This is a genomic window from Allomuricauda ruestringensis DSM 13258, assembly GCF_000224085.1.
Lineage (GTDB): Bacteria > Bacteroidota > Bacteroidia > Flavobacteriales > Flavobacteriaceae > Flagellimonas > Flagellimonas ruestringensis.
Genome location: NC_015945.1, coordinates 3477423 through 3499149 on the forward strand (window position 1 = coordinate 3477423; position 21727 = coordinate 3499149).

20 protein-coding genes are annotated in these 21727 nt (G+C 40.5%); 7 read left to right on the forward strand and 13 right to left on the reverse strand.

Annotation, left to right across the window (positions count from 1 at the left end; genetic code table 11):
* Positions 1-49: 49 nt before the first annotated feature.
* Entirely contained in the window at positions 50-700 is a 651-nt protein-coding gene (locus MURRU_RS15685; protein WP_014034466.1) for a rhomboid family intramembrane serine protease, read from the forward strand.
* 477 nt (positions 701-1177) lie between these two features.
* On the opposite strand, the gene MURRU_RS15690 is transcribed toward MURRU_RS15685, so the two are convergent.
* Both MURRU_RS15690 and MURRU_RS15695 read right to left on the reverse strand, forming a co-directional pair.
* Entirely contained in the window at positions 1178-2299 is a 1122-nt protein-coding gene (locus MURRU_RS15690; protein ID WP_014034467.1) for a TlpA disulfide reductase family protein, read from the reverse strand.
* Between the two features lie 99 nt (positions 2300-2398).
* A complete protein-coding gene (locus tag MURRU_RS15695; RefSeq protein ID WP_014034468.1) occupies positions 2399-2899 on the reverse strand; it encodes a hypothetical protein in 501 nt (166 codons plus the stop codon).
* An 89-nt stretch (positions 2900-2988) separates the two neighbouring features.
* Between MURRU_RS15695 and MURRU_RS15700 the strand changes: the two genes are divergently transcribed.
* Positions 2989-5904, forward strand: a complete 2916-nt coding sequence (locus tag MURRU_RS15700) for an FAD-binding and (Fe-S)-binding domain-containing protein (RefSeq protein ID WP_014034469.1) — start codon at positions 2989-2991, stop codon at positions 5902-5904.
* Here MURRU_RS15700 and MURRU_RS15705 read toward each other — a convergent pair.
* A complete protein-coding gene (locus MURRU_RS15705) occupies positions 5875-6795 on the reverse strand; it encodes a UDP-2,3-diacylglucosamine diphosphatase (protein WP_014034470.1) in 921 nt (306 codons plus the stop codon). The genes MURRU_RS15700 and MURRU_RS15705 overlap by 30 nt on opposite strands.
* A gap of 354 nt (positions 6796-7149) precedes the next feature.
* On the opposite strand from MURRU_RS15705, the gene aroC reads away from it, so the two are divergent.
* Positions 7150-8214, forward strand: coding sequence for a chorismate synthase (gene aroC / locus MURRU_RS15710; protein ID WP_014034471.1), 1065 nt, complete (start codon positions 7150-7152; stop codon positions 8212-8214).
* Between the two features lie 57 nt (positions 8215-8271).
* On the forward strand, positions 8272-9597 hold the full coding sequence (locus MURRU_RS15715; protein WP_014034472.1) for a dicarboxylate/amino acid:cation symporter: 1326 nt from the start codon (positions 8272-8274) through the stop codon (positions 9595-9597).
* Positions 9598-9761: 164 nt separating this feature from the next.
* Here the strand turns inward: MURRU_RS15715 and MURRU_RS15720 are convergent, their stop codons facing one another.
* From MURRU_RS15720 to MURRU_RS15755, 8 genes are all read right to left on the reverse strand, one after another.
* A complete protein-coding gene (locus MURRU_RS15720) occupies positions 9762-11813 on the reverse strand; it encodes a mucoidy inhibitor MuiA family protein (RefSeq protein WP_014034473.1) in 2052 nt (683 codons plus the stop codon).
* A 111-nt stretch (positions 11814-11924) separates the two neighbouring features.
* Positions 11925-12338 (reverse strand): thiol-disulfide oxidoreductase DCC family protein, encoded by a 414-nt coding sequence (locus tag MURRU_RS15725; RefSeq protein ID WP_014034474.1) that lies wholly within the window; start codon positions 12336-12338, stop codon positions 11925-11927.
* A gap of 9 nt (positions 12339-12347) precedes the next feature.
* Positions 12348-12632 (reverse strand): GNAT family N-acetyltransferase, encoded by a 285-nt coding sequence (locus MURRU_RS15730; RefSeq protein ID WP_014034475.1) that lies wholly within the window; start codon positions 12630-12632, stop codon positions 12348-12350.
* 6 nt (positions 12633-12638) lie between these two features.
* Positions 12639-12845 (reverse strand): (4Fe-4S)-binding protein, encoded by a 207-nt coding sequence (locus MURRU_RS15735; protein ID WP_014034476.1) that lies wholly within the window; start codon positions 12843-12845, stop codon positions 12639-12641.
* A gap of 89 nt (positions 12846-12934) precedes the next feature.
* Positions 12935-13804 (reverse strand): tetratricopeptide repeat protein, encoded by an 870-nt coding sequence (locus tag MURRU_RS15740; protein WP_014034477.1) that lies wholly within the window; start codon positions 13802-13804, stop codon positions 12935-12937.
* Positions 13801-14313: a hypothetical protein gene (locus tag MURRU_RS15745; protein ID WP_014034478.1), complete on the reverse strand. Its 513-nt coding sequence runs from the start codon at positions 14311-14313 to the stop codon at positions 13801-13803. Before MURRU_RS15745 ends, MURRU_RS15740 begins: the two co-directional genes overlap by 4 nt.
* Positions 14314-14702: 389 nt before the next feature.
* The gene (locus MURRU_RS15750; protein WP_014034479.1) at positions 14703-16160 is read right to left on the reverse strand and encodes a Gfo/Idh/MocA family protein; all 1458 of its coding nucleotides are present in this window, start codon (positions 16158-16160) and stop codon (positions 14703-14705) included.
* 361 nt (positions 16161-16521) lie between these two features.
* The gene (locus MURRU_RS15755) at positions 16522-17187 is read right to left on the reverse strand and encodes a hypothetical protein (RefSeq protein ID WP_014034480.1); all 666 of its coding nucleotides are present in this window, start codon (positions 17185-17187) and stop codon (positions 16522-16524) included.
* Positions 17188-17511: 324 nt separating this feature from the next.
* On the opposite strand from MURRU_RS15755, the gene MURRU_RS15760 reads away from it, so the two are divergent.
* On the forward strand, positions 17512-17781 hold the full coding sequence (locus MURRU_RS15760; protein ID WP_014034481.1) for a hypothetical protein: 270 nt from the start codon (positions 17512-17514) through the stop codon (positions 17779-17781).
* A gap of 125 nt (positions 17782-17906) precedes the next feature.
* Here the strand turns inward: MURRU_RS15760 and MURRU_RS15765 are convergent, their stop codons facing one another.
* Together MURRU_RS15765 and MURRU_RS15770 are read right to left on the reverse strand one after the other, a co-directional pair.
* Positions 17907-18527, reverse strand: coding sequence for a GntR family transcriptional regulator (locus tag MURRU_RS15765; protein ID WP_187289862.1), 621 nt, complete (start codon positions 18525-18527; stop codon positions 17907-17909).
* A 69-nt stretch (positions 18528-18596) separates the two neighbouring features.
* Positions 18597-19073, reverse strand: coding sequence for a hypothetical protein (locus tag MURRU_RS15770; RefSeq protein ID WP_014034483.1), 477 nt, complete (start codon positions 19071-19073; stop codon positions 18597-18599).
* Between the two features lie 185 nt (positions 19074-19258).
* On the opposite strand from MURRU_RS15770, the gene MURRU_RS15775 reads away from it, so the two are divergent.
* Together MURRU_RS15775 and MURRU_RS15780 are read left to right on the forward strand one after the other, a co-directional pair.
* Positions 19259-20047: a hypothetical protein gene (locus MURRU_RS15775; protein ID WP_014034484.1), complete on the forward strand. Its 789-nt coding sequence runs from the start codon at positions 19259-19261 to the stop codon at positions 20045-20047.
* 232 nt (positions 20048-20279) lie between these two features.
* On the forward strand, positions 20280-21650 hold the full coding sequence (locus MURRU_RS15780) for an aldehyde dehydrogenase (RefSeq protein WP_014034485.1): 1371 nt from the start codon (positions 20280-20282) through the stop codon (positions 21648-21650).
* Positions 21651-21727: the final 77 nt, after the last annotated feature.

A 21727-nucleotide genomic window follows, 5' to 3' on the forward strand; every position in this document is an offset into this window, starting at 1 on the left:
TATTCTTGTGTGCAAATATAGCTATATTTGAACCCAAACCTTTATTTACATGCTTAATTTACATATTGCCACTATTGCTATTATGGCTGCCAATGTCTTGGTTTCCTTACGCGGATTCAACAACATGGTTTTTTTTGACAGATACAAGTTCAATATCAGTGCCATACAGGCCGGGCAGCGTGAACGAATGGTGACTTCGGGGTTCTTGCACGTGGATATTTCCCATCTGTTCCTGAATATGTTTACCCTCTATTTTTTTGCTCCAGTGGTAATAGGTTGGTTCGGTTCTATAAAATTCCTTATCATTTACCTGGTTAGTTTGCTTGCAGGGAGTTTGTTGGCACTTTTTTTTCATAAAGATGAGCCTTTTTATAGCGCTGTTGGTGCCAGTGGTGCGGTAATGGGTATTTTATACGCGGCCATATTGTTGAACCCTGATATGCAATTGGGTATTATGTTTATCCCGATTCCCTTACCTGCGTATGTACTGGGGATTGCTTATTTGTTATATTCCATTTGGGGAATGAAGAGTAGAATGGGCAACATTGGGCATACAGCGCACTTTGGAGGGGCTATTGGCGGTTATGCAACCACCTTGTTGTTTAAGCCAGAACTTTTTGTGACGGATACTTTAATCGTTGTGTTGTTGGCCATTCCCATAATCATCCTGTTTGTTTTGGGGAAAATGGGGAAGATTTAGGTTTAGGTTTCAAGCTCAAGTTCAAACTCAAATTTCAACAATACAATAACACCCTGAGCTTAGCCGAAGGGGAATATGGGAAATCTCGTCACCCTAAACTGGTTTCAGGGTCTCACTCTTATGGGATTCCGAAACAAGTTCGGAATGACGACCTAACACGAATTTCACTAATTGCTCGGATTAAGCATCAAGTTCAAGTGTCAAGTTCAAGAGCAAAGAAAAGAGAGCCAAGAACCAAGACTCAAGTTCAGAGTTAGGAGTTCAGAGTTACTAAGTTATTGAGTTACTGCGGACCGCCACTGCTTACTGCCAACTGACTTCCGACCTCGGACTTCGTGCTTCCAACTTCTGGACTAAATTATTGGATTATTCAGTTACTGCGTACCGCACACTGCCTACTACCAACTGATTCCCAACTCCAACAAAAAAGGCCTTGAAATTATCAAGACCTTCTTTAGCTACCAATATTGTTACTTTTTAGCTTTTGCCAAGTATTTCAGCTACCTTTTGTTCCAATGCAGGACCTCTTAAGTCCCTTGCTACGATAACGCCATTTTCATCCAATAAAAATGCTGCTGGTATCGCGTTGATGTTGTACAAACGAGCAATTGGATCTTGAAAACGTTGCAAGTTTGAGATGTGGTTCCACACCAAACCATCGGATTCAATGGCATTTTTCCAATGCTCTTCCTTGTTGTCCAAAGAAACACCTAGGACGTCAAAGCCTTTTTCGTGATATTTTTTATAAACCGATACGATATTGGGGTTTTCGGCACGACAAGGCCTACACCATGCTGCCCAAAAATCGACCAAAGTAAGTTTAGCGTTGCTGGTAACATCGCTGAGTGCAAGTACATCGCCGGTTGGAGTAGGGGCAGAAAAGTCTGGTGCTATGGCCCCGACTTCGGTGGATTTTAAATTTTCGAGTTGTTCCGCAATCTTTTTACCAGGTTCGGTCGCCTTCATTTCTGGTGATAGCCCTTCAAACATTGCCTTAACCTCATCAACGGGCACTGCTTTAGTGGCCAATAGGTTTCCAATTACCAATACAGATATAAACGCATTGGGATTGTTCTTTACAAAATCAATATTGAAGTTCTTTGCGTCTTCCTGAAACTCGATAAATTCTTCACGCAATGCTGTAACTGTGGCTGTATCTTGTTGTTGGGCTGCCATGCGCATATCGTTCTGCATAGACCTTGCACGTTCCGATAGTTTACGGGACTCTTCCAAAAAGCCCATAAATATCTCGTTTTGTTCTGTTCCCTTAAGTTTAGCCTGACCTATACTATCTCTTTGGAACTCAACCTCTATAGTGCCGTTTTCAACAATCACAGGTACATTTCCACGAACTTTGTCCACAAAAACATAGTACATTTTAGGCTCCACCTGATTTCCGTTAAAGCTGAACAAACCATTTTCAATCACCGTGGTATCAACATCCACCAATTGGTTGACGGAATCTGTAGTTTTTAAAAATATTTGGGTGCCATTTTCAGGTTCGCCGGTTATAGTGCCTTTTAAAGTGTATCCTTTTGGGTCGGAATTACAAGAAGCTAAAAACAGAACTCCTAAGGATATTACAAATAGTCTTTTCATTTCAAAATGTTTAGATCGCTAAGGTATTCAATACTTATGGCATAAAAAAACCCTTGGCGTTTTGGTAAGGCCAAGGGTTCTTCTTAAATGCATTCGCTATTAGAATTGATATCGGATACCAAGTGCTATGTCAAAATCAAAATCGTTGTCAAAACCGTCGTAACCTACCAAACCTATTTCAGGTCTAAAGTCCAAAGACAGCAGTAGCGGAATATCAAAATTATACTCTATACCAATATCTCCTGCGGCAAAGACAAAAAGTCCGTCATTGTCATCGTCAAAATCAGGGTCAGGATAATCAAAATCAACGCTGCCCAATCCGCCACCAACACCATAGTACCAGTTAAAATTGCCGTCCAATTGGTGAACCCATTGGTATACTCCCGTCAATTTAAAGGCATCAAAATTTCTGCTGTCTCTCCAACCGAGGTCAAATTCAGCACGGTGATACTGTCCAATGGATTTTTGATAAGAAATTTCGGCTCCAAAGCCGTCGCTGTCACCCAAACGTAGCCCTAGGGCATGTTCGGATATACTTTGTGCACTTAAGCTCGCTGTTGCAAATAACATAAGTGCTGCAAATAATGTGGTAATCTTCATGAGTTTCTCTTTTAAGTTAAAAATTAGAGATAGTTTTGTGTTAGATTTACGTTTGAAAAACAGTTTTAGTTCCCAAAAAGTATTCCAAGTTGAATAAAAATTTGTTAAAAGACCTTTCTGAAGCATTGAAAGGCGAGTTGCTGTTCGATGAATTAAGCAAAGCCATTTATGCCACCGATGCCTCTGTATACCGTAAATTACCTACCGCGGTAGCTTACCCTAAAAATGCGGAGGATCTAAAAACCTTGATTGTATTCGCGAATAAAAATAAAGTTGGACTTATTCCCCGTACTGCGGGCACCTCTTTGGCGGGTCAGTGTGTGGGAGATGGTATTGTGGTCGATGTAAGTCGCCATTTTACCAAAATCATAAGTTTGGACAAAGATAAAAAGCAAGTTACCGTACAACCAGGTGTGGTTCGTGACGAGCTCAATCAATATTTAAAACCATTTGGTCTATTCTTTGGGCCGAACACTTCTACCTCTAACCGCTGTATGATAGGAGGAATGGTCGGGAACAATTCTTCGGGCACCACCTCTATCCAATATGGGGTTACCCGGGACAAAGTAATGGCAATGCAGTGTGTTTTATCCGACGGAAGTGATGCTTTCTTCTCTGATATTTCAAAAAAAGAATTCGAAGAAAGGAAAGATGGTGATTCGCTGGAAGCAAAAATCTACAGCAAACTCTTTGAAGAGCTTTCCAATCCAGAAATCCAGAACAATATAAAAGCTGAGTTCCCTAAACCCAGTATCCACAGAAGAAATACCGGATATGCGGTGGACGAATTGCTCAAAAACAACATTTTTGGGGATGATAAAGTCGATTTCAACCTTTGTAAGTTGTTATCCGGAAGTGAAGGGACACTGGCTTTTACCACCGAAGTTACCCTTCAATTGGATGATTTACCACCCCAACATGCGGCAATGGTGGCTACGCACTATAAAACTTTGGAAGATTGTTTGAGCGACGTTGCCCCTGTAATGCAGCATAACCTCCATTTGTGCGAGATGATGGACAAGGTGATTCTGGACTGTACCAAAAACAACAGGGCCCAATTGGCCAATCGTTTTTTTGTGGAAGGAGACCCTGCAGGAATTTTAATGTTGGAAGTAAAAGCGGACTCCAAAGAAGATTTGGACAAACAACTGGACGAACTTTTAAAAACCATTGAGAAGTCTGGATTGAGTTATGCCAGTCCTATTTTGTACGGGGATAATATTAACAAGGCCATTGAACTCCGCAAGGCCGGACTAGGCCTTTTAGGAAATATGGTCGGGGACAGAAAAGCAGTCGCATGTATAGAAGATACTGCCGTGGCTTTGGAAGACCTTAAGGATTTTATCGGGGAGTTTTCCCAGATTATGAAAGGCTATGACCAAGATGCGGTGTATTATGCCCATGCTGGTGCTGGAGAATTGCATTTGCGTCCCATTCTCAATTTAAAAAAGTCGGAGGATGTGGTTTTGTTCCGAAGCATTACTACCGATGTGGCCAAACTCACCAAAAAATATCAAGGAAGTTTTAGTGGTGAGCATGGTGATGGGATTGTGCGTGCCGAGTTTATTCCTTTAATGATTGGTGAAGCGAATTATGAGCTGTTGAAAAGGGTGAAAGCACTCTTTGACCCCAACTTGGTGCTCAATCCTGGCAAAATTGTGGACGCCTACCCCATGGATGAGTCTTTGCGCTATAAGGTTGACCGTAAAGAACCAGAAGTGGAGACTTTGATGGATTTTTCCGATAGTGAGGGCATTTTAAAAGCTGCCGAAAAATGTAACGGAAGCGGAGATTGTAGAAAAAGTCACCACATGAACGGGGGCATGTGCCCAAGTTACCAAGCTACCAAAGATGAAAAAGATACTACTCGTGGCAGGGCCAATGCGCTTCGGGAATTTTTGACCAACTCAGAAAAAACCAATCGATTCGATCATGAAGAACTCAAAAATGTTTTTGATTTATGTTTGAGTTGCAAGGCCTGCGCTAGCGAATGCCCAAGTAATGTGGATGTCGCGGCGTTGAAAGCGGAATTTCTATATAATTATCAAGAAGCGAACGGATATTCGTTGCGTAGCAAACTGTTCGCTTACAACACCCGATTAAATGCTTTGGGAAGTAAATTTTCTGGCATCACCAATTGGATGTTTGAGTCCAAAACGGTAAGTGGTATGTTAAAAAAGGTGGTTGGAGTTGCTCCTGAGCGAAGTTTACCTTTAGTAGGCCGATTCAGTTTTAAAAAGCATTTAGATAAATACCGGGTAAAACGGACCGACATCTCTAAAAAACGGGTTGTGCTTTATGTGGACGAGTTTGTAAAGTACCTGGATATCCAAGTGGGAAAAGATGCCATTGAGCTTCTTTGTAAACTGGGGTACGATGTGGAATTGTTTTATGGCGAAAGTGGCCGGACCTATCTTTCCAAAGGATTCTTGAAGCAAGCCAAAAAATTAGTGGCACAAAACATGGAAAGGTTAAAAAGTATTTTGAATGATGGTACACTCATTGTTGGTTTGGAGCCATCGGCAATTCTATCTTTTAGGGATGAATACCAAAGATTGCATGATGATAAGGAGCAATTACAAAAACTGGCTTCCAACTCATTTTTGATTGAAGAGTTTTTGGCGGCAGAGATTGCTGCAGGACATATTTCTGCAGATAGTTTCACCGAAGAGGAACGAACCGTTAAAATTCATGGGCATTGTCATCAAAAGGCATTGAGCAACCAAAAGGTGACTTTTGATGTATTGAATCTACCAAAAAACTATAAGGTAACGATTATACCGTCCGGTTGTTGTGGAATGGCAGGCTCTTTCGGCTACGAAAAGGAACATTACGAAACCAGTATGCAGGTAGGGGAGCTTAAGTTGTTCCCAGCCGTGAAGAAAAGCTCGGAAGATACCTTGATCGCGGCAAATGGAACAAGTTGTAGGCATCAAATCAAGGATGGGACGAAAAGGGAGGCACAACACCCGGTATCAATCTTGAGAAAGGCCTTGGTCATCTAAGAAATCACGGTCTATATTTTCTTCGCTTTCGCTAAGGTGTTGTTTCTCGGTAATGTCTTCAATGTCCACCTCTTTATCGGTAATGGAAGCAATAAGGTCGTTCATGTCCATTTCCTTTAAATCTTCATCCACAAAGAACGGGGATAATCTATCGTGATTGTAATGGTAGATTTTCCAACGCTTGAACGAATATTCCAAAGCGGTCAGGTTTTCTACCCAATCACCCGAATTTAAGTAAGTGCAACTGCCATGTTTGGTTTCGTACACTTCTTTTTTAGGTTGATGGATATGTCCGCAGACCACATAATCATAGTCGTTTTCTATAGCAAGCTCCGCAGCGGTCTTTTCAAAATTGTTGATGTATTTAACGGCACCCTTTACGCTATTTTTGATTTTTTTGGAGAGCGAATATTTTTCACGGCCCATTTTGGCCAAGCACCAGTTTAGGAAGCTATTGATTAAAATAAGAAGGTCATAACCATAGCCGCCCAACTTGGCCAACCATTTGGCATTCTGTATCGAAACATCGAACACATCACCATGAAAAATCCATGCTTTTTTACCATCAAGATTGAGCACCAATTTATCCATTATCTTAAAATTCCCCATTGAAGTGTTGCTAAACTTTCGGAGCATTTCGTCGTGATTTCCAGTAATATAGTAAACTTCGGTACCCTTGGAGGCCATTCCTATGATCTTTCTCAATACCTTTAGATGGGAAGGGGGGAAATACCTTTTGCTAAACTGCCAAATATCAATAATATCACCATTTAAAATGAGCTTTTTCGGCTGGATACTGTTGAGGTAGGTAATGAGTTCATCTGCATGGCAGCCATAGGTTCCCAAGTGGACATCTGAGATAACTGCCAATTCTATCTTCCTTTTTTTCAACGGTATAGGGTTTAATACAAAATAAAAGGAGAGGAATAAAACAGAAATCAAATTGAAGTCATTAATTCATGAGGATATTGTTAAAAAAACATCACTCCAAGGTGAATTATGTTACAATAACATTAAGCCAAAATTGAATATCCGTAATGTGTCATAATATTATCAACGTCACCCTGAACTTGATTCAGGGTCACATAAAGATGCTCATATTCAACAGGATGAGATGTTGAAACAAGTTCAACATGACGACAAAAACACTGATATGATACACTAAGGACAATTAGAAAGCCAAAACCTTGTTTTTGAATTAGATTTGTAACATCTACCTTTGAGGCAACATAATTTTTATACCGAATGGCAGGAAATTCGTTTGGACAACTTTTTAGGCTCACCACCTTTGGTGAATCTCACGGAAAGGCATTGGGAGGCATCATTGATGGTTGTCCTGCAGGGATAACATTGGACTTGGAACAGATTCAGTTCGAGCTCAACCGAAGAAAACCTGGGCAATCTGCCATTGTAACGCAACGGAAAGAACCGGACACCGTTGAAATTTATTCCGGAGTTTTTGAGGGAAAGACCACGGGAACACCCATTGGTTTTGCAATTCACAATACCAACCAAAAATCCAAGGATTACTCGCACATCAAAGATTCGTACCGACCATCGCATGCCGATTATGTGTATGACAAGAAATACGGTTTCCGTGATTACCGTGGTGGCGGAAGAAGCTCTGCTCGCGAAACGGCCAGCAGGGTAGTGGCAGGGAGCATTGCAAAGCAATTTTTGAGTGATGTCAAAATAGGCGCCTTTGTTTCCCAAGTGGGCGAAATGAAGTTGGACAAATCCTATCAGGAATTGGATTTTTCCAAGATTGAATCCAATGCTGTTCGTTGTCCAGATACCGAAATGGCGCAAAAAATGGAGGAATACATCAAATCCATTAAAAAAGAGGGAGATACCATTGGAGGTGTCATCACCTGTGTCATTCAAAATGTACCCATTGGTCTTGGAGAACCTGTTTTTGATAAACTACATGCCCGATTGGGAGAAGCCATGTTGTCCATAAATGCTGTTAAAGGTTTTGAGTATGGCAGTGGTTTTGCCGGAGTTGCCATGAAGGGCAGCGAACACAATGACGCTTTCAATACCGATGGCACTACAAAAACCAATCGCAGTGGAGGAGTCCAGGGTGGAATCAGCAACGGAATGGATATTTACTTCAGTGTGGCATTTAAGCCCGTTGCTACGGTGCTACAATCCTATGAGACCATTAATAAAGAAGGAGAAAAAGTAACTACCCAAGGTAAGGGTAGGCACGACCCTTGTGTTGTTCCAAGAGCGGTTCCCATTGTAGAAGCTATGGCTGCATTGGTTTTGGCAGATTACTCGCTTTTGGCCCGTACCAACAAAATCTAGGTCTACGTTAGGAGGTTTCCAATCAAAAAAGTATCTTACCGTCCATAATTTTACTTTATGAAGAAATTGGAATTGCACTGGCAAATCCTAATAGGAATGCTGCTCGGTATTCTTTTTGGATTTGCAATGACCCAAATTAGCTGGGGTAAGGATTTTGTATCGGATTGGATTCAGCCTCTAGGCACCATTTTTGTAAAACTTCTCAAATTAATTGCCATACCTCTTATTTTGGCATCCTTGGTCAAAGGTATTTCGGACCTTAAGGACATTTCTAAATTTAGGAATATCGGTCTCCGAACCATTGCCACATATATAGTTACCACGGTTGTGGCCATTACAATTGGTCTTTTTTTGGTAAATGTTATGAATCCCGGAAGTGGAATTTCCCAAGAAACCGTTACCAAACTAACCGACACTTATGCAGGCGATGCTGAGGTTACCTCCAAATTGGAAGAAGCTTCACGCCAAAAAGATAGCGGACCATTACAGTTTCTTGTGGATATGGTGCCGGACAATGCTTTGGCGGCCATGACGGATAATGCTTTAATGCTACAAGTTATCTTCTTTACCATTTTTCTTGGTATTTCCATGTTGTTGATCGGGGAGAAAAAGGCAAAGCCCTTAAAAGATTTCTTCGATGCCCTGAACTATGTGGTCCTAAAAATGGTCGATTTGATCATGCTGACCGCTCCATACGCTGTATTTGCCCTATTAGCTGGAGTTGTGGTCTCATCCAGTGACCCTGACTTATTGTTGGCATTGTTAAAATATGCTGGTGTGGTTGTATTGGGTCTGGCTTTAATGATTGTTTTTTATTCCACTGTGGTTGCCCTTGTTACCAAAAAGAACCCTTTTTGGTTCTTAAAAGAGATAAGTCCAGCGCAACTATTGGCTTTTTCCACAAGTTCAAGTGCGGCAACGCTGCCCGTGACTATGGAAAGGGTGGAAGAGCACATAGGAGTGGACAAAGAAGTGTCCAGTTTTGTGTTGCCCGTAGGTGCCACCATCAATATGGACGGTACTAGTTTGTACCAAGGTGTTGCAGCTGTATTCATTTCACAAGCGCTCGGTTTTGACCTGACTTTTGGAAATCAGTTGACCATTGTATTGACGGCTTTGTTGGCCTCTATTGGTTCTGCGGCTGTTCCAGGAGCAGGAATGGTAATGTTGGTAATAGTATTGGAGTCTATTGGATTCCCACCAGATAAATTGGCCATTGGTCTTGCCTTGATTTTTGCAGTGGATAGACCATTGGATATGTGCCGAACCGTAGTAAACGTTACCGGTGATGCTACCGTTTCCATGTTGGTTGCCAAATCTGTGGGCAAACTTGGTGACCCTCATGTAGAGGAATGGGATGATCATTTGGATGAAGTGAAATAACTTTTTAAAGTTTATATATAAAAGAGGCTGTCTAAAAAGTATTGAAATACGTCATTCTGAATTTATTTCAGAATCCCATCATATTGATAAACAAATCATTATGAGAACCTGAAACAAGTTTAAGTTGACGAAAACCGACTTTTTAGACAGCCTCTTCAGTTGTACTACAAGGAAATGTATCTTCCTTTGGGAAATTTCACCTGAAATGAAAAGTCTTCCTTTTGTGCAGATTTTGGTTTCAATACCATATTCCAAGTCAATAACCCTTTGACTTCATCATAGGAAGCGTTGTTGGTAATAATGTCATCAACCTTGATTTCTTTATTTTGAGATTTGGGAACTCTATCCATAAGTCTTAGATTGATAGTAGAGTTTTTATTGTTTTTAACCTCAAGAACATAACTACGATCTAAAATTCGATTGTTACCCACAAAAGGCTTGCTTTTGAAATTAAGTGCCTGTTGTCTTGTAACTGTAATATTGTTTTCAATACCTAGAGATAAAATCATTTCTTTCTTTGTGGTGTAAGGGTCTATAACAGTTTTGCCCGCATAGGAACCTTCAAAATAGATATTGGCTTCACCCGGCAATAGCTGATGCTTTTCCCAATCTTTAAAACTGGCTGTCAGATATACATTTTCATTCAAAATTGGTGCTGTAAAATATTCGTAGGTAGCTGGAATCTTATATGTATTCACTTCAACCGACGTAATATCGCCATCTGACAAAATCGTGTACGGTTTTTTAATGGTAAACTCTGTCTTGGCAGCTCCTTCCTGTGTATGACTTTTCTTGGTTGTAATTACCACAACACCATTATCTCCTCGATTCCCATAAATGGCGGAAGCATTTTTACCCTTTAGTACTTCAATATCCTGAATTTCGTTTTCATCCAAATCACCTTCAGCAAAATTGTCTACGGGGACCCCATCTATAATATAAAGTGGTTCGGTGTAATTAATGGATGAATTTCCTCGAATAGAGATCCCAGCTGCTCTGCCACTCAATACCCGTTCAGGAGAAACAGAACCAACTGCGGCAGTTGCATATCCAGTAACTACTACCTCTTCTAGCCTCGCTACATCTTCTTCCATACGAACGTTCATAATGGAGGCGTAAATGGGCAACTCTTGCGGAAACATACCAATGTAACTGTAGGTTAATTCTTGACCCATCGGCACATCCAAAGCATAATTTCCGTCAAAATCGGATGTGGTCCCCGTGGAAGTTCCTTTGATTACAATATTGACTCCTGGTAGCGGAGCACCAGATTCGTCCGTTATAGTTCCAACCACCTTTTTTACATTAGGGTTAAAGGCATACCCCTTTTTCTTGGTGGATGGAGTGTACCTTTTTTGGTAGGCACTTACAAAATTTAAATAATGAGCGTCCATTGTTGGTTTACTAATATTATAATTGGGGTTACCGGTTGAAAGGGAAATTTTCACATTTTTCCAGTCTTGTCCTGTTTTTTGGTAAACATTCCCTTTATAGGCTAAACTTAGCGGTGCGTTTAGTCCTGTGGATTTGATGTCATAATTGGGCACCCAACCTGCATCTTTCACCAAATAAGAAAGGGTAGTATTTAAATTTGTGGAAATTGGAGCATCAAAAGTAATGGTGATCTCTCCTTGTGGTACTTCGGCACTATTGTTTGCCTCGGCCAATTGTTGCTGTAGGTCTTTTACCTCAAGCTTTATTTTGTTGATGTTTAAATTGGTCTTGAAAATTTCGTTTTTGATTTTGGTTATACGCTCTCTATAATACTGGCCGATTTGTTTGATTCTTTCCAGATCTAATACTTGGCTGTCACCATTTACAACCCGATTGGAAGTAATCACTTTTTCTTCCTCTTCAAGACCGGCAATGGTATTTTTTAATAATGAAATTTCATATTCCAGTTGTTCAATTTGGCTTTCCCACAGCTTAATTTTTGGGTTGCTTTCGGATTTCTCCAGATAATTAATATTGTAGGCGATGGATAAGATGGAAACAGCGCCAAGACCTGAGACTTGAATACTGCTCTCATCAATTTTGTGTGACAATCCTGTAAATATTACTTCGTTGGAGCCTTCTTGAAGTTCGTAGGAGGCAGTTCTTGTAATTTGTGCCCCGTTAAGGTAAACGGTGACTTCTTTGATTTTGGAAGGTGTTTTCAATTCGTTGGAAAATAAAAACACCGGAGCTAACAAAAATAGAATGACTGCATTTTTCATAGTGGTTGGATATTTAATTGTTTATCCAAACCTATGATTCACATTGCCTAATAAAAACTTATAATGGTGTGAATGGGGCAGTTGGGTTAGGGAAGACCGATTTTCGATGAGTTAACCCAAAAACTTGGCCTTTAATTCGGGTGTTGGAATCATGCAAGCATCCTGTTTGCCAAACCATTTATAGCGGTTTTTGGCAATAAAATCATAGATTCCATTTCGAATAGAAGTGGGAATCCATGTAAAAATGGCTGACAATTTCCATAATCCACCAAGGTCTTGGGCAATTTCCAATGCAGCATCGGATTTAGTATAGTAAGCGACGCCAGGTTCAATAAGGATAATGGAATCCACCTTGGTGGCATCAATGCCGCGCTCGGCTACCAAATGTTGCCCCACCTCACTTTGTAGAGCAGCATAGCGGAATACATCTTTTTTGTCCCGTTTGATCACAAACTGGACCGAGCTGTTGCAAAGGTTGCACACACCATCGAACAGGATTATTTTTTTGTTTTCCAGCTTGTTCATGACACTTGACTAAAACCTGACATCCGCAATGCTGCTGTTTTTATCAAATTCTGCTTTTGCAAAGGGGCAGAGGGGTAGAATTTTCACATCTTTTTCTCGAGCGAACGTTACAGCTTTCATTACCAACATTTTTCCATATCCTTTTCCTCCGAACGCCTCTTCTATTCCGGTATGGTCTATGATGAATTTTGTTGTTCCGGCCCAAGTATAGGTCATTTCACCTGCAAATTCACCATCATCATAAATTACAAACCTACCTTTTCTTTGATTTTCTTCTCTTTCTATCTTAACCAAAATACGTTAGTTTTTTATGCTTAATGCCCCCGAAGGACATTTGGATACTTGATTTATTAACTCTTTACTAGTAGCATTTTCGGGTTTGACCCAAGGCTTTTCTTTTGGGTTGTATACTTTGGGCAATGTTTTTACACATATTCCAGAGTGAATGCATTTTTCGGGTTGCCATAATATGGTGACCTCTCCGTTGGTGTACTCTTTCGTTGTCATAATTGTACCGGTTTAGATTTTGTTGTCACCAATGTTTTTGGTCAAAAATTGATGCAACAAAGAATACTGATTCAGCTTAAGTAAAGATACTATAGTTTGTTCAATTTTATTTCTGAACCGATACTTCCTTTTGATATGTTATTCTCTTCTTCCAAAATATCTGTCAAATAAATTTTGTCGATATTCTCCACATAATAGTCGTGGATTCGTTTACCTTGTTGGAGAAAGCGTTTGGCGGTTTTTAAGTTCGATAGGTAACTTTCTTGATTTTGCATAAACTTGTAAGCAATAGCAATGTAAAACCTATTTTCGGCCAAGTCGTTTATGTTTTCCTGCTTTTTAAACTGCTCTATTGCTTTGGTGTATTCTTCTTGTTCTAAATACATGGTGCCCAAGTGCAAATGATCAAACAATCCTGAAGAGTAGGAGGGGTCAGCTAATCTTGAACGCATAATTTTGATTGCTTTTTCCGTTTCTCCCAAAGATCTAAAGCATAGGGCTAAAAAAGTATCTACGTGGGTATCATCATGTACCAGCAACTGTTCGTTTTCATTTTGATTGTTAATGTAACGTTTAAGTGCCTTAAAATCTTCGATGGCTCCTTTGTAGTCCCTAAAATAGTTGAACCTGCATCTTCCTCGATAATATAAATTGTTTAAAGTGTCGAACTGCACAGCTTTGTCGATCAGTTTTTTCCAAGTAACAAAGTCACCACTTTTTAAATAGGCGGTAGATTTTGCCCTGTATGGATAGGCCCAAGTAGGGTCTATGGTAAGGGCACTGTCGAGCACAGACTGAAACTCTTTGCTAAACTGATAGTGTCCCGCTGTTTTTTCTGCGGCCAAACAGGCCTTGTAGCGCTCCATCTGCCCTGTATACTTAAAATAGTTGCAATTGGGTTGGGCCAACAATAGGTTGATCGGGAGGAAAACAAAAATTACAATGGACAGTTTTTTCATGGCATCACTTTTTCAATTTCTCCATTCTTGATTTTAAAGATCAGATACTGATAATAATCTATGGGCTCATCATCTTTGGTTTGGATTTTCCATCCTTTCAGGGCTTTGGATAGTGTTACCAGTTGTTTTGAAATTTTTTTATCAAATGGTCTTTCTTTGTAGTTTTCGTCGGACTCCAACATTCTGAACCTTCCTGTTTCTCCCTTACAATTAACAATAAAACGCACCCTTATCCAGCCAGATTGATTGGTTTTTACTGGCTGATAATTTTTTAAGAAATAACGTTCAACCGCTATTTTTTCACCTTCAAACTGAAGACCTCGCTGCATATTGAAGTATTGATAGATGTGGTCGTCTCCATGGCAGAGCTTAAAATTCTCCTCGTCAATATTTGGGTCATGGGAAATATCTCCTACCCAGCGAGGATAAGGTTGTTTTTTGTCTTTTTTGTTGGAGTCGCATGACAACAATACGATTGATAACACAAGAAGTAAATGCTTAAAATCCATTTTTGTTTAAATAAAAATCGATTAAGCCAATGCCCAATTAAGGGAAGTGCTAAAGCAAGATCGTATGCACGGTACTAATTTCGTTTATTTTTCGTTAAAATCAAATTTGTTATTTCAAACCCACCAGCGGGAGTGTGAGAAATCTAATTTACATGGAGAGATTTCCCGTCGCTTCGCTGGCTCGAAATGACGTAGTATGTTGAAAGAATCGTACTCTTTAAAATAAAGAGGCTGTCTAAAAAGTATTGAAATACGTCATTCTGAACTTGTTTCAGAATCCCATCATATTGATAAACAAATCATTATGAGAACCTGAAACAAGTTCAGGTTGACGAAAACCGACTTTTTAGACAGCCTCTAAAATTTCAATTATAATTTTTTTTGGGACATTACATTTCCCATCCCTCACGGTAAGTGCGGGTAACAAATTGGTTGGCATCATCAAAATTGGTGATGTTCATATTCTCCCCGTCCCAAAGCAGCTTTTTACGACCATAGAACTCCATGTTACCTTCGGTGTTTTCCCTTTGTAACATATAACTACGGATAGCAAGATTGCCCATCAACACAGTTTCGGTCATAGGGCCGGCATAATCAAAAGAAGAGGTAAGGTCTAAGTGTTCCTGACTGCCAAAACCTGCTTTGCAGGCATCCACCCATTTGCGTTGGTGGCCATACTCGGGTTCGGGCATTTCCTCAACCTCAGGGCCAAACTCGGTAACGCCATTGTTCATGTATAACTTGGGTGTCAAAGGCGAACTATCGTTAATGTTTGTGGAAATAACGCCATGCTCTCCGTGAATCAGTACTCCATTTTGACTTCCTGGCCCTCCAATATCACTATCGGCAGGAATAATCTCTGGATGGGACGGACGTATGCCGCCATCGCTCCATGTCATGGTCAAAGGAGCAGCAGTTTTATCCGTAGCCTCATAATTTAAGGTTATGAACGAAGAAGGCGGGCACCCTTCGGGATGATAATCCGGATTCCACATTTGTGAGAACACCGTGCCTACACTACATTCTGCAGCGGTAGGGTAACCCAATTTCAAGGTTCTGTAGGGAATGTCGATTAAGTGACAGCCCACATCGCCCAGGGCTCCAGTGCCATAATCCCACCAGCCTCTCCAGTTAAAAGGGTGTAGGTTTGGCGTGTATGGGCGCATTGGTGCAGGGCCTAACCATAAATCCCAGAATAAATCGTCTGGTTTGCTGGAGGGGTCTGCTTTCGGCATCGCATTGCCCTGTGGCCATACGGGGCGGTTGGTCCATATTTCCACTTTGGTGATTCTTCCCAAAGCTCCGGAATCCACCCACTTTTGTACCAAGCCCAATAACGGGTTGGACCCACCTTGGTTCCCCATTTGGGTCACCACTTGTTTGTCCCTTGCCATTTGGGTCAGCATTCTTGCTTCGCGTATATTGTGGGTCATGGGTTTTTGTACGTACACGTGTTTACCGCGTTGCATGGCATAGGCTGCTGCTGGGCCATGGACGTGGTCGGGTGTGCTAATGGTGACAGCATCGATATCTTTTACGGTATCGAGCATTTCACGGTAATCGTTGAACAGTTTAGCTTTGGGAAAACGCTCCACCGACCGTTTTGCCGATCCTGAAAAATCGACATCACAGAGGGCCACCACGTTTTCACGACCGTTAACGGAGGCATTGGCAATATCGCTCGACCCTTTACCGCCCGCACCTATAGCAGCAATGTTCAAGCGGTCGCTGGGCGCTAAAAAGCCGGGGCCGCCCAAAACATGGCGCGGTACAATAAACACGCCAGATGCCAGCGCGGTGTTCTTTACAAACTTTCTTCTACTTTGGGAATTGGATTTTTTTTCCATTTTTTGTTTACGATGTTTTTAGAGCCTGTTTAGGAATTTGCCAATTGTTTTCGTATGCTCCTTTTTGCGCATTTTTTCGTTATAATTTTGAACCGTAACCACGGCTATGCTTAAAAATTATGCCTCAAACTGCATCAAAAATGATTTATACCAATTCCAATCACAAATTCCTAAACAGGCTCTTAGTTTCTAATTGCAAAACAAGATAGGAAAAAATGAACTGAGCCCTTATTGGGATTTTGTGATATGTGTAAAATTAGGTGGAGGTGGGAGGGGGAGGTTTGTTGTCGGTTTTGGGGTATGAGTAGTTGCGAGGATTTTCAGAAGTAAGTGAGAATAAGCAATTAATTAGGAAAGTATTTTATTTTCTAAAGTCAGATAAAACAAGTTCGAAATTTTCCTTTGCTAATAAAATTTTCTCTTTTGTTTCTATACTTTCTTTTAATTCAGGTTTTACGCTTTCCAGAATTGTTTCAAATTCTAGTTCTAAATATTGTTTAAATCCCATTGAAAATAATTGCGATTGCAAAGATTGACAATGAATTTTCATTCGTTCAATATCTATTTTAAAGACCTCTTTTTCAATTTCAATCTTTTTGTTTTTGTCAGCGTATTTAAAATCGGGATGAATAGGTTCTTTAATTGGAAAACTATCTTTATGTTTTACACAATTTGCAATATAACTTACTCTTTTTGTTATGTCAAATTGATAATGTGATTTGTAAATATCGATTTTATATTCCTTTTTACAATATTGTTCTAAAGTCAGCAAATTATTTTCTTCCCGTAATTCTGCAAACAGAAAATTAGTTGCTGCAACTAAATCTTTAAGGTAAGATTCGTATTTGTGAAATAGACCAACATATCCAAGTCGAATAGTTTCGTACAAATTATCTTTTAAATCTTGTTTTGATAAGTTTAATAAACTCTTGTATTTTGATTTTGAAATGTGCGTCCAACTGTCTGCAATTGACCTGTTAGCAGCAGGAATATAATAATTCAAGAACAAAGCCTGAAAAGATTCCATTTCGGAAGTTGATTTTACAATCAAATCAAACAGTTTTTGACCTTCTTCCGACTCTTGTAATTTATCGAAGTCTTTGATTTTAGCAAAATTGACAGAAAGGTTATCAACCGCTGTTCAGACCCATTGCAATGGGTTTCTAGATAAAATGTATATTTACTCCGTCAACACATTTTAATAATCTCGCAATGCGAAATTTTCAAAAACGGTTTAAACAGAAAAAACTGGGAAGGCATACGGGTGCAAGTCCCGAGACCTATCTGAGCATTGCTTGGAATGTGTTGACGGTGACCTTCCCTCTTTGTTTAATTTTTAATCCACTTACTTATGTCAACACAAGATGGTCAAAAAAACTGCCCCCATTGCGGTAACGAGAATTCGCAAAGCGCACCCAAAATTTCCCGAATGCTTACCCCAGAACAAGTTGAACTCTTGGAGTTTGCCGATCATTTGGATGGCCCAGATTTGGTAAAATCCCTAAAACTGGTACATGATGTTGTCCTTTATCATTCCCATGAACCTATAGACGAGGCCGAAAAAGATGCGCTCTTCAACCTAAAAGGCCTTTGGGAGTGTATTGATCGGATTGGGGAGTAATTTTTCAGGAGATAGGGGGTAGGAGTAAGGTATTTGGGGTTGGAATGGATTTTACCCTGTCATTTCGAACCGACCAGCGGGAGTGTGAGAAATCTATAAGGCAAGTAATTCCAACAATAAAAAAGTTAACCATTTTTAATGTGGATCTGTCCTCCAATATGTTCCAAAATGGACATCCAATGCATTCGTAAAATCAAGGCGGCTGTAGGAACATTATCTTCTTGGATGGCCTCGACCACGGAGCGGGTTTGAGCACTTAATTTTTTGAAGAATGAAAAGTCTTGGATAAAATCATGCTCATAAAAATGAAGCCTTAGCTTGAGGTCTTTCAAAATTTGCAATAAAATTTTATTGGTACAATGCCGTACCAATTGATTGTGGAAATTGTACCGAATTGCAAGTCCTTCGGCAATACTCTCGGTATTCTCCATTTTGGTTTGTAGCGTCTTCAAAAGATCCATTTCGTCAAAATCAAAATCGGAATTCTCCAAAGCCATAACTTCTAGCTGGGCTACGATTTCGATAAGGTTCTTGACTTCGGTTTTGGAAAGTTTTGCCACCACAAAACCGCGATTGGGTATAGCTTGCAATACCTGAGCCTGCTCTAATTGACTCAAGGCTTCACGAATAGGGGTAACGCTGACCCCGGTATCTCTGGAAAGGGCGGCCAAATTAATGGTTTTGCCCACTTTTAACGCTCCGTTCTGAATTTGAAGCAATAAATGCGCCTTTATTTTATCCCTCAAAATAGATTGTTTGGCCATGGCTTCAAGTCAAGTATGACGGTATTTTAATTATCCACGCTGCAATAAAAATTACTGCCGTTTTTCATAAACATAGGTCTCTACACCCGGTAGTTCCTCATCTTCGCTTTTTATGATTTTATTGCCATCCAATTGTAGGACGCCCAAAGTAACGCTACCTTGAAAAGCTATTTCTGTACCATCGCTGGCCCAGGCTCCGGTTGATGAATTGGTGCCAAAACAATCCACGTAGTATTGATCGTTGGTAATTGCCGTTATATTAAAGCTGGATTGTTCGTATTGGTAGGTGGTGTCGTCTTTAAGTACCAGGGTTCCCGAAATACAAGTTTCCTCATCCAAGAGATTGGAGGAGAGTTTTCCATCACCATCAAGGTCCACGGCAGCACTTAATTTTACTTCTACCAAATCCCAAGTACCTACAAGGGCTGCGCTGGAAAATCCATTATCGTCGTTACCATCATCTTCACTGCAAGAAAAGATGGGGAGCAGGGTTAAAAGCAATATCGAAAGTGATTTGATTTTTTTCATAGAACCTTAATTTACGCGATAATCGAGATTTGAACTCCGAGGCTTGTCTCGAGTTTGTTTACTTCTTGTTGAAAATAACATAATTTCAAGAATAATATTTCAATACCCTTGTATTTCATCGATTTAACGACGCTATCTACACTAAATGGCAGATCGCAACGTTTTTTTGGTAAATACACAATCAAATGAAGAAACTTACCTTAAGATTTTTATCGATTACTCTTGCCAGCTTTGCGCTGATCGGTTTTCAATCCTGTAGTGATGATGCCAAGGCAGGCGAGGGGGAAGCACTTACCCAAACGGAGTTAAAGACCATTTTAAATACCGACGATATTGCTGGAGCGGCCGATACAACATTGGCAGGGCTTTTTGCTGGAAATACGGCCAAAACGTCCACAGCAAAGGACGGGGAGTGCTACTCAGCCGTATATTCCGAAACTGGATTTGTGGCGACCTTTAACAATTGCGTGCTCAACGGAACGGACAATGTAAACGGAACCGTGACCGTTACTTACGAAGCAGGGGAGGAAACCGCCTCGTTTACAGCTACTTATCAGGATTTCTACGTGGGCAAAATCAAAATAACCGGTACTAGAACTTTTGAAATGTCAGCGAGCAGCGATCAAACTTCTATTATATTTTCGGTAGTAAGTAATGTGTCCGTGGAAATGGAAGATGGTTCTGTAATTTCTGAAAATGGGACCAAAACATTCGGCATCACCTTTGGTGATAGCTTGGAAAGTGCCATTTTTACCCTTTCGGGCAGTTGGACCGTTGAAGCGGATGGAAATACTTATGCCGTGGAAACTTTGGAAGACCTGCAAGGAAATGCTTCTTGCCAGTACATGACCACCGGGACCATGGTTGTTTCCAAAAATGGATTGGCCGTTACCGTGGACTTTGGTAATGGGGAATGTGATAACACTGTCACGATTATCTATCCGAACGGAGCCACAGAAGAGTTGACGCTTTAAACGTTTTTAAAATATATTTTAAAGAAGCTGTCTAAAAAGTATTGAAATACGTCATTCTGAACCTGCCTACCGGCCAGGTAGGTTTATTTCAGAATCCCATCATATTGATAAACAAATCATTATGAGAACTTGAAACAAGTTCAGGTTGACGAAAACCGACTTTTTAGACAGCTTCTTTTATTTTAATGAGATTCCTAGTTAGATTGGTTATATTTAAGGAAACAATCTATTTATGGTGAAGCATTTGGTAGCGGCCCAGAATGAGTTTTTTGCCACTCAGAAAACAAAGGAAGTCACATATAGAAAATACTACCTCAAAAAATTGCAGCAAGAAATTCTTGATCAAGAAGATGCTATTTGCAATGCGCTTTATGCCGATTTTAAAAAACCGAAATTCGAAAGCCTCGCCACCGAAACCCAATTGGTTTTGGCCGAACTCAAGCACGCTATCAAAAATATACGATCATGGAGCGAACCCAATAGCGTAGGGGCCTCATTGTCCAATTTTCCATCAAAGGATTGGATTCAGCCTGAGCCCTATGGAAAAGTACTTATTATTTCGCCCTGGAACTACCCGTTTATGCTCGCCATTGCACCCTTGGTCGGGGCCTTGGCCGCTGGCAATACCGCTATCTTGAAACCATCGGAATTTAGTCCGCATACTTCCAAGATGATTGCGCAAATTATTCAAAAAGTATTTCCGCCAGAATATGTGACAGTTGTGGAGGGTGGAGTAGAGGTATCTGCCCAGCTTTTAAAAGAAAAATGGGAGTATATCTTTTTTACGGGAAGCACCCGAGTGGGCAAAATTGTCTACCAAAGCGCTGCGGAGCACCTAACACCGGTTACCTTGGAACTGAGCGGCAAAAATCCCTGTATTGTGGACGAAACGGCTTCCATAAAACTGGCCGCAAAACGTATTGCCTGGGGTAAATTTATCAACGCAGGGCAGACTTGTATTGCCCCGGACTATATTTTGGTGCACAAAAACATTAAGGATTCCTTGGTGGATCATCTTAAACAAAACATCACCCAATTTTATGGGAAAGAAATGGAAACATCGGAGAGTTTTGCCCGGATTGCCACAACCAAGCACTACCAAGAACTTAAAGTAATGCTTGAAGGTCAAACACTGCTGTTTGGTGGCTCTTTTACCGATGAGGAGCAATATATTTCGCCCACTTTGGTGGATGAGCCCCAACTGGACAGCCCAATTATGAACGGTGAGATATTTGGCCCCATTCTTCCCATAATTTCCTATGAAGAGGAAGATGAATTACATGAGTATATCTCCAAATACCCGAACCCTTTGGCATTTTATGTATTCTCCAGCAATAAAAAGTTTCAAAAACGTTTGATGGGCCAATATTCCTTTGGCGGAGGCGCCATTAACGATGTGGTAGTACATATCAGCAACAAGGATTTACCCTTTGGTGGGGTTGGCCAATCGGGGATAGGGGGGTACCATGGAAAACACACTTTTGACCTTTTCTCCCATCATAAATCCATAATAAAGAGAGGTACGTGGTTAGATGTGCCACTGAGATATGCACCTTACAATATTTCTTTGAAATGGGTGAAAAAAATAAAGCACTTATTTTGAACTCAAGACGAGTTCTTTGATTGATCAAGGTTTTACCAAATTTTATAAGGTCATTTTAGCAATATCATATTTCTTGT

Coding starts and splice junctions, on each gene's coding strand:
- MURRU_RS15750 (WP_014034479.1), bottom strand. CDS start 16,160: ATGGAAAAAAAATCCAATTCCCAAAGTAGAAGAAAGTTTGTAAAGAAC.
- MURRU_RS15770 (WP_014034483.1), bottom strand. CDS start 19,073: ATGAAAAAAATCAAATCACTTTCGATATTGCTTTTAACCCTGCTCCCC.
- MURRU_RS15720 (WP_014034473.1), bottom strand. CDS start 11,813: ATGAAAAATGCAGTCATTCTATTTTTGTTAGCTCCGGTGTTTTTATTT.
- aroC (WP_014034471.1), top strand. CDS start 7,150: ATGGCAGGAAATTCGTTTGGACAACTTTTTAGGCTCACCACCTTTGGT.
- MURRU_RS15685 (WP_014034466.1), top strand. CDS start 50: ATGCTTAATTTACATATTGCCACTATTGCTATTATGGCTGCCAATGTC.
- MURRU_RS15735 (WP_014034476.1), bottom strand. CDS start 12,845: ATGACAACGAAAGAGTACACCAACGGAGAGGTCACCATATTATGGCAA.
- MURRU_RS15755 (WP_014034480.1), bottom strand. CDS start 17,187: ATGGAATCTTTTCAGGCTTTGTTCTTGAATTATTATATTCCTGCTGCT.
- MURRU_RS15775 (WP_014034484.1), top strand. CDS start 19,259: ATGAAGAAACTTACCTTAAGATTTTTATCGATTACTCTTGCCAGCTTT.
- MURRU_RS15780 (WP_014034485.1), top strand. CDS start 20,280: ATGGTGAAGCATTTGGTAGCGGCCCAGAATGAGTTTTTTGCCACTCAG.
- MURRU_RS15690 (WP_014034467.1), bottom strand. CDS start 2,299: ATGAAAAGACTATTTGTAATATCCTTAGGAGTTCTGTTTTTAGCTTCT.
- MURRU_RS15740 (WP_014034477.1), bottom strand. CDS start 13,804: ATGAAAAAACTGTCCATTGTAATTTTTGTTTTCCTCCCGATCAACCTA.
- MURRU_RS15695 (WP_014034468.1), bottom strand. CDS start 2,899: ATGAAGATTACCACATTATTTGCAGCACTTATGTTATTTGCAACAGCG.
- MURRU_RS15715 (WP_014034472.1), top strand. CDS start 8,272: ATGAAGAAATTGGAATTGCACTGGCAAATCCTAATAGGAATGCTGCTC.
- MURRU_RS15745 (WP_014034478.1), bottom strand. CDS start 14,313: ATGGATTTTAAGCATTTACTTCTTGTGTTATCAATCGTATTGTTGTCA.
- MURRU_RS15725 (WP_014034474.1), bottom strand. CDS start 12,338: ATGAACAAGCTGGAAAACAAAAAAATAATCCTGTTCGATGGTGTGTGC.
- MURRU_RS15760 (WP_014034481.1), top strand. CDS start 17,512: ATGTCAACACAAGATGGTCAAAAAAACTGCCCCCATTGCGGTAACGAG.